This is a genomic window from Streptomyces sp. NPDC001373 (genome assembly GCF_042895815.1).
In the GTDB taxonomy this organism is placed as follows: Bacteria; Actinomycetota; Actinomycetes; order Streptomycetales; family Streptomycetaceae; genus Streptomyces.
On the sequence record NZ_JBIAWQ010000001.1, the window covers coordinates 1,062,139 to 1,073,372 of the forward strand.

The following is an 11,234-nucleotide window of genomic DNA, read 5'->3' on the forward strand; positions in this document are numbered from 1 at the left end:
TCACGATCCGGCGTTGACGTTGGCGAGGACGGCGGTGGCGATCGCCAGGACCACGGCGCCGGCGAGCAGGGCGCTCAGGTAGCTCTGCACGTTGCCGGTCTGGGCCCGGCGGACGAGGCTGCCGAGCAGCCGGGGTCCGGCGCCCGCGCCGCGGACATACGTGTCGACGACCTCGCGGTCGAGGAAGCGCACCAGGCTCGCGCCCGCGCGGACGGGGCGGACGAAGAGCCGGTCGTAGACGGCGTCGAGGTGGAAGCCGTCGGCGGCGTGCCGGTGCAGCGGGCCGAGGAGCGCCCTGCCGGGGTCGGCCGCGGGGGCGGCCGGCACGGCGGGGTGCTCGTGGGTCACCTCGGCGACCTCGGGGGCCTCGGCGGCGGACTCGGCGGCGGCGACGGACGCCGGGACGGCGTCTCCGTTGCGGATGCCGGCGGCGGCCCGGGCGGTGGCGCGCTGCCACAGGGCGTAGGTGAGCATCACGCCGACGAGCGAGGCGCCGGTGCCGAGGACCGACGTGGTCACGGTCGGGGTGAGCTCCTTGCCGTCGAACCAGTCGGCGAGGGGGACGGCGGCGAGGCCGAAGGCGATCGAGGGGACGGACAGCAGCCACAGCACGCCGGTCATGGCGAGGGGCTCCCGGCCGTGGTCGGGGGCGGCGGCGCCCCGGCCGCGGAAGGCCATCAGCCACAGGCGGGTGGCGTAGGCGGCGGTGAGCAGGGCGGTCAGCAGGCCGGCGACGAGCACCACCCAGCCGGCCGTGCCGGGCGCGACGTCGGAGTGTCCGCCGGCGGCGTGCTCGGCGGCGACGAGGACGGCTTCCTTGGAGAAGAAGCCGGCGAAGGGCGGGACGGCGGCGAGCGCGAGCAGCGCGATCGTCATGGTCCAGAAGGCGTCGGGGATGCGCCGGGCCAGGCCGTCCATGCGGGACATGGCGGCGAGGGAGTTCGTGCCGGCGGCGTGGATGATCACGCCGGCGCCGAGGAAGAGCAGCGCCTTGAAGGCGCCGTGGGACATGAGGTGGAAGACGGCGGCGCCGCGGTCGCCGACGGCCAGGGCGCCGATCATGTAGCCGAGCTGGCCGACCGTGGAGTAGGCGAGCACGCGCTTGATGTCGTCCTGGGCCAGGGCGGCGAGGCCGGATCCGACCATCGTGATCCCGGCCATGAGGGCCATGACGACCAGGGTGGCCTGCGAGGCGGTGAAGACCGGGAGGAGGCGGGCGATGAAGTAGACGCCGGCGGCGACCATCGTCGCGGCGTGGATCAGCGCGGAGACGGGGGTGGGGCCGGCCATGGCGTCGGGGAGCCAGGTGTGCAGAGGGAACTGCGCGGACTTGCCGGCGACGCCGGCGAGCAGGAGCAGCCCGATGAGCGTCGGATGGTCGAGCCCGCCCGAGGCGACGGTGCCGAGGACCTTGGTGATCTGGAAGGAGTCGGCGTCGGTGGCGAGCGCGAACAGTCCGATCAGGAAGGGGACGTCGCCGAGCTTGGTGACGAGGAAGGCCTTCAGGGAGGCGGAGCGGGCCGCCTCGGTCTCCCAGTAGTGGCCGACCAGGAAGTACGAGCAGATGCCCATGACCTCCCAGCCGACCAGCAGCACCATCAGGTCGCCGGAGTAGACGACGAGCAGCATGGCGGAGGTGAAGAGGGAGACCAGGGCGGCGTACGACGGGTAGCGCGGGTCCTCGCGGAGGTACGCCGTCGAGTAGACCTGGACGCAGGTGGCGACCACGCCGACCACGACGGCGACCAGGGCGGCGAAGCCGTCGATGTGGAACGAGAGCTCGATCGGCACCGAGCCGGTCGGGGTCAGTTCGGTCGCCGCGTCGATCGCCGCGCCGCCGCCCTGCCGGACGGCGACGAACACGGCCAGGACGGCGGCGGCCAGCGTCGGCAGGACGGCCAGCGGCTTGACGAAGCCGGGCGCCGTCCGGCCGAGGAGGAGTCCTGCCACCGCGCCCAGGAACGGGAGGAGGGGGACGAGGACCGCGAGGGTCGTGGTGCTCACGCGGCGACCTCCGGCCGGGCAGTGATGTCGTCGGGCCGGGCGGGCTCGTGGCCCTCGGCGGTGTCGCGCAGCTTGTCCACGTCCGAGGTGCCCCGGTTGCGGTACACCATCAGCACGATCGCGAGGCCGATGCCGATCTCGGCGGCGGCGATGGCGATGGTGAAGAGGGTGAGGGCCTGGCCGGCGTGCAGGGTGTCGCGCAGCCAGACGTCGAAGGCCACCAGGTTGAGGTTGACGGCGTTGAGCATCAGCTCGACGGACATCAGGACCAGGATGGCGTTGCGGCGGGCGAGCACGCCGTAAAGGCCGATGGCGAAGAGGAGGGCCGCGAGGACGGCGGGGTAGGCGAGATGCATCAGCGCTGCCCCTTCCCGGCGCCCGTGCGGGCGGCGGCTTCGGCCGCGTCGGCGGCCTCCTCGGCGGGGGTGGTGCGGCGCGAGAGCACGATGGCGCCGATGAGGGCCGCGAGGAGGAGTACGGAAAGCGCCTCGAAGGGCAGCACCCAGTGCTGGAAGAGGATCTCGCCGGAGACCTTGGTGGAGCCCCGGGCGGGGCCGTCGAGGTCGATCCAGGTGGTGCGGAACGCGTCCGCCACCACCCAGACGAGGGTGGCGCCGGCGGCTCCGGCGACGCCGAGGGCGACCCACCGGTTGCCGGAGTCGGCGTCCGGGGAGCGGCCGATGGGGGCCTTGGTGAGCATCAGTCCGAAGAGGAGGAGGACGACCACGGAGCCGAGGTAGATCAGGACCTGGACCCAGGCGATGAACTCGGCGGTCAGCAGCAGGTACTCGACGGCGATCCCGCCGAGCGCGACGACCAGCCAGAGGGCGGCGTGCACAAGCTGCTTGGTGGTGACCGTGACGAGGGCCGCGCCGAGGGTGGCGAGGCCGACGAGGAGGAAGGCGATCTCGACGCCGGTCGGCGAGAGGAAGCCGGGGCCGGGCGCGGGGGCGGGGCCGCCGGGCACGGCCGCCGTGACGGCGCCCGCGGCTGCGGCGAGGTGGGCGGCGAACATCAGGCGGTGCCTCCCGCCGGGGTGTCGGGGGTGCCGTCCGCGGGCGGGGTCGCCCCGGACTCGGCGGCTGCCGCAGCGGCTGCCGCGGCGGCTGCCTCCGCCTTCTCGGCGGCCTTGCGGGCGGCGGCGATCTCCTTGGGCTCCTCGGCGCAGGGGTCCAGCGCGGGCGGGGCCGGGACCGTCCACATCCACTCGCGCAGCTTGTCGCGCTCGTGGGTGAGGTCGTGGATGTCGGTCTCCGCGTACTCGAACTCCGGCGACCAGAAGAGGGCGTCGAAGGGGCACACCTCGATGCAGATGCCGCAGTACATGCAGAGGGAGAAGTCGATGGCGAAGCGGTCGAGGACGTTGCGGCTGCGCTCACGGCCGCCGGGGGTGGCGGCGGGCACCGTCTCCTTGTGGGAGTCGATGTAGATGCACCAGTCGGGGCACTCCCGGGCGCACAGCATGCAGACCGTGCAGTTCTCCTCGAACAGGCCGATGACCCCGCGGCTGCGGGGCGGGAGCTCGGGCTGCACCTCGGGGTACTGGGCGGTGTGCGCGCGCTTGGTCATCGTGCGCAGGGTGACGGCCAGGCCCTTGGCGAGGCCGGATCCGGGGATCGGGGGCATTACTGGATCGCCACCTTCACGATGCCGGTGAGCGCGATCTGGGCGAGCGCGAGGGGGATGAGTACGGTCCAGGCGAGCTTCTGCAGCTGGTCCTCGCGCAGGCGGGGGTAGCTCACGCGGAGCCAGATGACCACGAAGGCGAGGACGGCGGTCTTCAGGAGGGTCCACACCCAGCCGAGGCCGTCGCCGCCGAAGGGGCCGTGCCAGCCGCCGAGGAAGAGGACGGTGGTCAGGGCGCACAGGACGACGATGCCGGCGTACTCGGCGAGCAGGAACAGCGCGAAGCGCAGGCCGGTGTACTCGGTGTACGCGCCGAAGATGATCTCGGAGTCGGCGACGGGCATGTCGAACGGGGGCCGCTGGAGCTCGGCGAGGCCGGCGGTGAAGAAGACGAGCGCGCCGATGATCTGCCAGGGCAGCCACCACCACTCGAAGGCGCCGACGATGCCGGGCAGCGACACCGTCCCGGCGGCCATCGCCACGGAGGCGGCGGCCAGCAGCATGGGCAGCTCGTAGGCGAGCAGCTGGGCGGCGGTGCGCAGGCCTCCGAGGAGGGAGAACTTGTTGGCGGAGGCCCAGCCGCCCATCAGGCTGCCGAGCACGCCGATGCCCATGACGGCGAGGGCGTAGAAGAGGCCGGCGTCGATGACCTGGCCGACGGCTCCCTCTCCGGGGCCGATGGGGATGGCGAGGAGGACGAGGAGGTACGGCAGCAGTGCGACGGCGGGGGCGAGCTGGAAGATCCGCCGGTCGGCGTTGGCCGGGACGATGTCCTCCTTCTGCGCGAACTTCACGCCGTCGGCGACGAGCTGGGCCCAGCCGTGGAAGCCGCCGGCGTACATGGGGCCGAGGCGGCCCTGCATGTGCGCCATCACCTTGTGCTCGGTCTGCCCGATGACGAGCGGGAGCACGAGGAAGACGGCGAAGACGACGATCAGTCGCAGGGCGACGTCGAGGACGTCGTTCACGCGTCGCCTCCGGTGGTGTCGTGGTCGGGATCGGGGTCGGGCCCGGCTTCGGGCTTCGGGCCGGGCCCGGGGGCCGGCTCCTCGAAGGCGGGCTTCGGGTTGTGCCAGGGCGCGTCCGCGCTGCGCGGGGCCGGGCGCCGGGGGGCCTCCGGCTCCGGCGCGGGGGTCTGACTGGCGGAGCCGTCCGAGGCGGACCGGCTGCGCCGGGCGGGGCGCGGAGTGCCGGCAGCCGCGGCCTCGGGGTCCTGGGCCTCCGCCTCCCCGGCCGGGGCGGCCGGGCGCGGGGTGCCGGGCTCGGCGGCCGCCGGGGTGCCGGCGTCCGGCGCCGGGGCCGTCTGGCTCGCGGAACCGTCCGCCGCCGAGCGGGTACGCCGCGCCGGGCGGGCGGCGCCGGACTCGCCCGGGGTCCCGGCCGTCTCGCCTGCCGGGATGTCGGCGTCCGGCGCCGGAGCGGCCTGGCTCGCGGAACCGTCCGCCGCCGAGCGGGTACGCCGCGCCGGGCGCGGGGTCTCGCTGTCCGGCGCCGGGGTGTCCGTCGCCGGGGCGGTCCGGCTCGTCGAGCCGTCCTCGGTGGTGCGGGTGCGGCGGACCGGGCGGGGGGATTCGGGGGTGGCCTCGGCGGCCTGGGTGGCCGAGCCCTCCGTCACCGAGCGGGTGCGGCGGACCGGCGCCCCCTCGCGGGGGGTGCGGGCCGCCGCGCCCGCGGCGCGGGGGGTGCGGGCCGGGGCCGGCGGGAGCTGGCCCTTCAGGGGGCCCCACTCGTTCGGGTCGGGTACGCCGGGCGGGAGCATCTGGCGGCGCTTGGGCGCGTCCGGGTCGTGCGCCTCGCCCGGCTCCTTGGCGCCGGGCCAGGCCTTGGCGACGCGCGCCGCCAGGACGAAGTCCTTGCGCAGCGGGTGGCCCTCGAAGTTCTCGGGGAGCAGGAGGTGGACGAGGTGCGGGTGATCGGTGAAGACCACGCCGAACATCTCGTACGTCTCGCGCTCGTGCCAGGCCGCCCCCGCGTACACGGCGACCGCCGACGGGAGGCTCGGGGCGCTGTGCGGGACGGTCGTGCGCAGCAGGAGGCGGCGTACGCGCCCGCCCTCCAGGGCGACGACGTGCGCGCAGATCCGGAATCCGGTGCCCGGCTCGTCGACCGCGCTCAGCCAGTCGAAGTAGGTGCAGCCCAGCTTGTCGCGGGCGATCTCCAGCGAGGGGATCCAGGATCCGGCCGGGACGTCCACGGTGAGGACGTCGTACGCGACGGAGGCCACGGCCTCGGCGCCGAAGACGGCCGGGGCCGCGTCGGGGAGGGAGTCGTAGAGGTTCACGCGCCGGCTCCCGGGGCGGGCGGGGGCGTCACCCGGCCGCTGGTGAGCTGCGCGACCGACGGCCGGTCGGTGTACCGCTCGGCCAGCGATTCCCGGGCGATCTTCTCCTGGAGCTTGAGGATGCCCTGGAGCAGGGCCTCGGGGCGCGGCGGGCAGCCGGGCACGTAGACGTCGACGGGGATGATCTGGTCGACGCCCTTCGTGACCGAGTACGAGTCCCAGTACGGGCCGCCGCAGTTGGAGCAGGCGCCGAAGGAGATGACGTACTTCGGCTCGGGCATCTGCTCGTAGAGCCGCTTGACGGCCGGGGCCATCTTGTCCGTCACCGTGCCCGAGACGATCATCAGGTCGGCCTGGCGCGGGCCGGGCGCGAAGGGGATGACACCCAGGCGGATGAAGTCGTGACGCGCCATGGACGCGGCGATGAACTCGATCGCGCAGCAGGCGAGGCCGAAGTTGAAGACCCACAGGCTGTAGCGGCGGCCCCAGTTCAGGACCACTTTCATCGGCTCGGGGGCCAGGCGGGAGAGGACCCCCAGCCTCCTGGGTTCCGGAAGCGGGGCGGGCTCCGGGGGCACGGCGGCCGGTGTCACGTCCATTCGAGGACGCCCTTCTTGTACGCGTAGAGCAGGCCGACGGCCAGGAATCCCAGGAAGACGAACATCTCCACCAGGGTCGTGGCGCCGTAGCCGGCGGCGGCGAAGACCGTCGCCCACGGGAAGAGGAAGATCGAGTCGACGGCGAAGATGACGTAGAGGAACGCGTAGACGTAGTAGCGGACCTGGGTGTGCGCCCAGCCCTCGCCCACGGGGTCCACACCGCATTCGTACGTCAGCAGCTTCTCGGGGGTGGGGGCCACGGGCCGCAGCAGGCGGCCGGCGCCGAAGGCCACGGCGACGAAGAGCACGCCGAGGACGGCGAGCAGGCCGACGACCGAATAGCTCTGGAAGTAGTCCGCGGCGGTCACGGTCCCGGTCGATACCGTTGGTTCGGACACGTCCGTTCCTCGCTCCTCGGCCACTGTCGACGTTCTCGGTGATCTGGTACGGACGGGAGTCTAGGCCCTGGTCCGCACGGGGTGGGGTTACCCCCCGTTTACTTGCGCCTGGCCACCCCATGGCATTGCCGGGGCGGAATTGACAGGCTGGGCCGCATGACCGCGAACGATCATGCTTCCTCCCCTCCTCCCGTCCGGCCCGTTTTCGCCGCGGCCACGTGGAAGGAGATCGCCTATCTGCTCACCAATCTGCCAGTGGCGTTGATCGGGTTTGTTTACACGGTTGTCATGCTTGCGACGGCGGGCGGTCTGGCCGTGACGGTGGTCGGCCTGCCGCTGCTGCTGGCCGGGCTGTACCTGTCCCGGCAGCTCGGAGTGCTGGAGCGGATACGGGCCCGGGCCCTGCTGGGACTGCGGGTCGACGAGCCGAGCCCGCTGCCGGGGCCGGGGCGCTCCGGCGGGTTCTTCCCCTGGTTGTGGTCGGGGATCAAGGACCCGGTGGCGTGGCGGACCGTGCTGTTCGAGCTGGTCCGGCTGCCCTGGGGGGTGCTGACCTTCAGTATCGCCCTGCTGGGGCTGTTCGTGCTGTGGCCGGTGCTGCCGTACGCCGTGCGCCTGATGGCGAACCTGGACCGGATGATGGTGCGGGGCCTGCTGTCGCCCTCGGACGAGCTGGAGCGGCGGATCGCCGAGCTGGAGTCGGGGCGCGGGGTGGTCGTGGACACGGCGGCCGCCGACCTGCGGCGCATCGAGCGGGACCTGCACGACGGGGCGCAGGCGCGGCTGGTGGCGCTGGCGATGGGGCTGGGCCTGGCGAAGGAGAAGCTGCTGGAGGACCCCGAGGGCGCGGCGGCGATGGTCGACGAGGCGCACGGGGAGGTCAAGCTCGCGCTCCAGGAGCTGCGGGACCTGGCGCGGGGGATCCACCCGGCGGTGCTGACGGACCGGGGGCTGGACGCGGCGCTGTCGTCGGTGGCGGCGCGGTGCCTGGTGCCGGTGAAGGTGTCGGTGCGGCTGGAGGAGCGGCCGGCGGAGGCGATCGAGGGGATCGCGTACTTCGTGGTGTCGGAGCTGCTGCAGAACGTCAGCAAGCACGCGGGGGCGCGGAGCGCGGGCGTCGAGGTGTGGCGGGAGGGGACCCGCCTGCTGATCCGGGTGTGGGACGACGGGCGGGGCGGAGCCCGTACGTCCGGGGGGAGCGGGCTGGCCGGCCTCGCGGAGCGGGTGCGGGCGGTCGACGGGGGGTTCGTGGTGGAGTCCCCCGCGGGCGAGGGGACGGTGGTGGTGGCGGAGCTGCCGTGGCGCGGGCGCGGCTGAGGGGGTGGGGTTAACCCCCCGGGCGGGACGCCGACCCGCCGGATGGTTCCGGGGCGGGGGCCGACGGAGGGTGGAGGGGTCGGCGAACAGAACGGAAGGTGGTCCGGGACATGGCGGAGCGCAGGGGTGGGATGCGGGCGGCGCTGCTGGCGCCCGTGGCCGGGCGGACCTGGCGGGAGTTGCTGTACCTGGTGGTGGGGCTGCCGTTGAGCACGGTGTACTTCGTGCTCGCGATCGCCGGGGTGTCGGCCGGGGCCGGCCTGCTCGTGACGTTCGTCGGGGTGCCGGTCCTGGCGGGGGTGCTCGCCATGTGCCGGGGGTTCGGGGTCGTGGAGCGGGCCCGGGTGCGCGGGCTGCTGCGGGCGCCGGTCGGCGCGCCGGCGCCGGTGCGGGCGGGGAGGCCGGGGGCGGCGGCCGCGATGGGGGCGCTGCTGAAGAGCGGCAGCGCCTGGCGGCACGTGCTGTACTCGCTGGTCCACTTCCCCTGGGCGCTGTTCTCCGCCTGCCTCGCCCTCGTCCTGTGGGGCTACGGGTGGGGCATGCTGCTGTACCCGCTGTGGTTCTGGGTCTTCCCGGCCTTCACCGACCAGCCCGGACTGCAGCTGTTCCAGAACGGCGACTACACCTTCTACCTGGATTCGCCGTTGGCCATCGCCGTCGCCGGTCTGATCGGGCTGGGCCTCACGCTGGCCACCCCCTGGGTCATCCGGGCCCTGGTGACCGTCGACCGGGTCCTGGTCACGGGACTGCTCGGCAGGTCGCGGCTCGACGACCGGGTCAGCGAGCTGGAGTCCGACCGCGGGGCGGTCGTCGACACCGCGGCGGCCGACCTGCGGCGGATCGAGCGGGAGCTGCACGACGGGGCGCAGGCGCGGCTGGCGGCGGTGGCCATGGACCTGGGGCTGGCGAAGGAGAGGCTGGCCGAGGACCCGCGGGCCGCCGCCCGCATGGTGGACGAGGCTCACGGCGAGGTGAAGACCGCCCTCCAGGAGCTGCGGCACCTGGCCCGGGGGATCCACCCGGCGGTGCTGACCGACCGGGGGCTGGACGCGGCGCTGTCGTCGGTGGCCTCGCGGTGCGCGGTTCCGGTACGGGTGGACGTGGACCTGCCGTCCCGGCCCGCGGCGGCGATCGAGGGGCTCGCGTACTTCACCGTGTCCGAGCTGCTGCGGGACGTGAGCGGGCACGCGGGGGCGCGGAGCGCCAGCGTGGAGGTGTGGAGGTCCGGGGAGCGGCTGATGATCCGGGTCGCGGGCGACGGCCCGTGCCCGGCCGGACCCTCCGCCGGGAGCGGGCCGGCGGGGCTCGCGGAGCGGCTGGACGCGGTGGACGGGGTGCTGGTCGTTGACTCGTCGCAGGGCCACGGCACGACGGCGACGGCGGAGCTCCCCTGGCGCGCCTGAGAACGCGCCCCGCCCTGCACCCCGTCCCCCGCCCGCCCTGCACCCCGTCCTTGATCCCAGCCGGACCGGAATCGGGGCTTCGGCTGGGATGCTTGGCATGCCAGACGGGTATGCGAGCGGGCGGGAGCTTCACAACGTGGACAACAGGGTGCGGGTCGTCATCGCCGAGGATTCAGTGCTGCTCCGAGAGGGCCTGACCCGGCTGCTGACCGACCGGGGGCATGACGTCGTGGCGGGCGTCGGGGACGCGGAGGCCCTGGTCAAGACGGTGGCGGACCTGGCGGCCGAGGGTGCGCTGCCGGATGTGGTGGTGGCCGACGTGCGGATGCCGCCGACGCACACCGACGAGGGCGTACGGGCCGCCGTACGGCTGCGCCGCGATCACCCGGGGATCGGGGTGCTCGTGCTGTCTCAGTACGTGGAGGAGCAGTACGCCACCGAACTGCTGGCCGGTTCCAGCACCGGCGTGGGGTATCTGCTGAAGGACCGCGTCGCCGACGTGCGCGAGTTCCTCGACGCCGTCGTCCGGGTGGCGCAGGGCGGGACGGCCCTGGATCCCGAGGTCGTGGCGCAGCTGCTGGGCCGCAGCCGCAAGCAGGACGTCCTGGCCGGTCTGACCCCGCGCGAGCGCGAGGTGCTCGGACTGATGGCGGAGGGACGGACGAATTCCGCTGTAGCCAAGCAGCTCGTGGTGAGTGACGGGGCCGTGGAGAAGCACGTCAGCAATATCTTCATGAAGCTGGGCCTGTCTCCGAGTGACGGGGATCACCGGCGCGTGCTGGCGGTTCTGACCTACCTCAGGTCCTGATCGACTGACAGTCTGTCAGTCAAGGCACGCGACGGCGACGCCACCGTGCGACGGCCGGGTGATTTGGAATATTTCGAGTAGAGCACGACGTCTGTCGGACAGGCCGCCCCGAGAGGGGCGGTCCAGAATGCGGGCGACCCCAGGGACGGATCACGTCACGGACGTAGGGTTGGCCTTGGGAGTGAACGCCCACGCCTCGAAGGAGGTCCAGTTCAGTGACCAGCCAGGTCAGTAGCCCGGCCGAGCAGGCCGACGGGGCCGGCGGGGCCATCGGTGAGCAGCGCGGCGCGCCTCGGACCGATGGAGCCGGCAAGGAAATCCGACGTGTCGACCGGGTGATCATCCGCTTCGCGGGTGACTCGGGTGATGGTATGCAGCTGACGGGTGACCGTTTCACCTCGGAGACGGCGTCCTTCGGCAACGACCTCTCGACACTGCCGAACTTCCCGGCCGAGATCCGGGCCCCTGCCGGGACGCTGCCCGGGGTGTCCTCGTTCCAGCTGCACTTCGCGGACCACGACATCCTGACCCCGGGTGACGCGCCGAACGTGCTGGTCGCGATGAACCCGGCGGCCCTGAAGGCGAACCTCGCGGACGTGCCGCGCGGCGCGGAGATCATCGTCAACACGGACGAGTTCACCAAGCGGCCGATGGCCAAGGTCGGCTACGAGACCTCGCCGCTGGAGGACGGCTCGCTGGATGGCTACAACATCCACCGGGTGCCGCTGACGACGCTGACGGTGGAGGCGCTGAAGGACTTCGGGCTGTCCCGCAAGGAGGCCGAGCGCAGCAAGAACA

General features: G+C 73.3%; 12 protein-coding genes. 4 read left to right on the forward strand and 8 right to left on the reverse strand.

The window, feature by feature from the left end:
• The 8 genes from ACFY15_RS05205 to ACFY15_RS05240 are packed head-to-tail and all read right to left on the reverse strand — an operon-like array spanning nucleotide 1 to nucleotide 6,908.
• Nucleotides 1–2,004: an NADH-quinone oxidoreductase subunit L gene (locus ACFY15_RS05205; protein ID WP_390687583.1), complete on the reverse strand. Its 2,004-nt coding sequence runs from the start codon at nucleotides 2,002–2,004 to the stop codon at nucleotides 1–3.
• The gene (gene nuoK / locus ACFY15_RS05210; RefSeq protein WP_366450475.1) at nucleotides 2,001–2,360 is read right to left on the reverse strand and encodes an NADH-quinone oxidoreductase subunit NuoK; all 360 of its coding nucleotides are present in this window, start codon (nucleotides 2,358–2,360) and stop codon (nucleotides 2,001–2,003) included. Before nuoK ends, ACFY15_RS05205 begins: the two co-directional genes overlap by 4 nt.
• Nucleotides 2,360–3,019: an NADH-quinone oxidoreductase subunit J gene (locus ACFY15_RS05215; RefSeq protein ID WP_390825025.1), complete on the reverse strand. Its 660-nt coding sequence runs from the start codon at nucleotides 3,017–3,019 to the stop codon at nucleotides 2,360–2,362. Before ACFY15_RS05215 ends, nuoK begins: the two co-directional genes overlap by 1 nt.
• Complete coding sequence (locus ACFY15_RS05220; protein ID WP_390825026.1) at nucleotides 3,019–3,630, reverse strand: NuoI/complex I 23 kDa subunit family protein; 612 nt, start codon at nucleotides 3,628–3,630, stop codon at nucleotides 3,019–3,021. Before ACFY15_RS05220 ends, ACFY15_RS05215 begins: the two co-directional genes overlap by 1 nt.
• Nucleotides 3,630–4,598 (reverse strand): NADH-quinone oxidoreductase subunit H, encoded by a 969-nt coding sequence (locus ACFY15_RS05225; RefSeq protein WP_390825027.1) that lies wholly within the window; start codon nucleotides 4,596–4,598, stop codon nucleotides 3,630–3,632. Before ACFY15_RS05225 ends, ACFY15_RS05220 begins: the two co-directional genes overlap by 1 nt.
• The gene (locus ACFY15_RS05230) at nucleotides 4,595–5,911 is read right to left on the reverse strand and encodes an NADH-quinone oxidoreductase subunit C (RefSeq protein ID WP_390825028.1); all 1,317 of its coding nucleotides are present in this window, start codon (nucleotides 5,909–5,911) and stop codon (nucleotides 4,595–4,597) included. Before ACFY15_RS05230 ends, ACFY15_RS05225 begins: the two co-directional genes overlap by 4 nt.
• Nucleotides 5,908–6,510 carry an NADH-quinone oxidoreductase subunit B gene (locus ACFY15_RS05235; protein ID WP_390687578.1) on the reverse strand — a complete coding sequence of 201 codons (603 nt, stop codon included), beginning with the start codon at nucleotides 6,508–6,510 and terminating at the stop codon, nucleotides 5,908–5,910. The genes ACFY15_RS05230 and ACFY15_RS05235 overlap by 4 nt, the downstream gene beginning before the upstream one ends.
• The gene (locus ACFY15_RS05240) at nucleotides 6,501–6,908 is read right to left on the reverse strand and encodes an NADH-quinone oxidoreductase subunit A (RefSeq protein ID WP_390687577.1); all 408 of its coding nucleotides are present in this window, start codon (nucleotides 6,906–6,908) and stop codon (nucleotides 6,501–6,503) included. The genes ACFY15_RS05235 and ACFY15_RS05240 overlap by 10 nt, the downstream gene beginning before the upstream one ends.
• A 156-nt stretch (nucleotides 6,909–7,064) precedes the next feature.
• On the opposite strand from ACFY15_RS05240, the gene ACFY15_RS05245 reads away from it, so the two are divergent.
• From ACFY15_RS05245 to ACFY15_RS05260, 4 genes are all read left to right on the forward strand, one after another.
• Complete coding sequence (locus tag ACFY15_RS05245) at nucleotides 7,065–8,225, forward strand: sensor histidine kinase (protein ID WP_390825029.1); 1,161 nt, start codon at nucleotides 7,065–7,067, stop codon at nucleotides 8,223–8,225.
• Nucleotides 8,226–8,335: 110 nt separating this feature from the next.
• Nucleotides 8,336–9,628, forward strand: a complete 1,293-nt coding sequence (locus ACFY15_RS05250; protein ID WP_390825030.1) for a sensor histidine kinase — start codon at nucleotides 8,336–8,338, stop codon at nucleotides 9,626–9,628.
• Between the two features lie 136 nt (nucleotides 9,629–9,764).
• On the forward strand, nucleotides 9,765–10,436 hold the full coding sequence (locus tag ACFY15_RS05255; protein ID WP_390825031.1) for a LuxR C-terminal-related transcriptional regulator: 672 nt from the start codon (nucleotides 9,765–9,767) through the stop codon (nucleotides 10,434–10,436).
• A 215-nt stretch (nucleotides 10,437–10,651) separates the two neighbouring features.
• On the forward strand, nucleotides 10,652–11,234 hold a 583-nt coding region (locus ACFY15_RS05260; protein ID WP_390825032.1), incomplete at its 3' end, for a 2-oxoacid:acceptor oxidoreductase family protein.

Excerpts from the sequence above, each read along its gene's own strand:
- ACFY15_RS05220 (WP_390825026.1), bottom strand. The coding sequence starts at position 3,630 with ATGCCCCCGATCCCCGGATCCGGCCTCGCCAAGGGCCTGGCCGTCACC.
- nuoK (WP_366450475.1), bottom strand. The coding sequence starts at position 2,360 with ATGCATCTCGCCTACCCCGCCGTCCTCGCGGCCCTCCTCTTCGCCATC.
- ACFY15_RS05215 (WP_390825025.1), bottom strand. The coding sequence starts at position 3,019 with ATGTTCGCCGCCCACCTCGCCGCAGCCGCGGGCGCCGTCACGGCGGCC.
- ACFY15_RS05235 (WP_390687578.1), bottom strand. The coding sequence starts at position 6,510 with ATGGACGTGACACCGGCCGCCGTGCCCCCGGAGCCCGCCCCGCTTCCG.
- ACFY15_RS05245 (WP_390825029.1), top strand. The coding sequence starts at position 7,065 with ATGACCGCGAACGATCATGCTTCCTCCCCTCCTCCCGTCCGGCCCGTT.
- ACFY15_RS05250 (WP_390825030.1), top strand. The coding sequence starts at position 8,336 with ATGGCGGAGCGCAGGGGTGGGATGCGGGCGGCGCTGCTGGCGCCCGTG.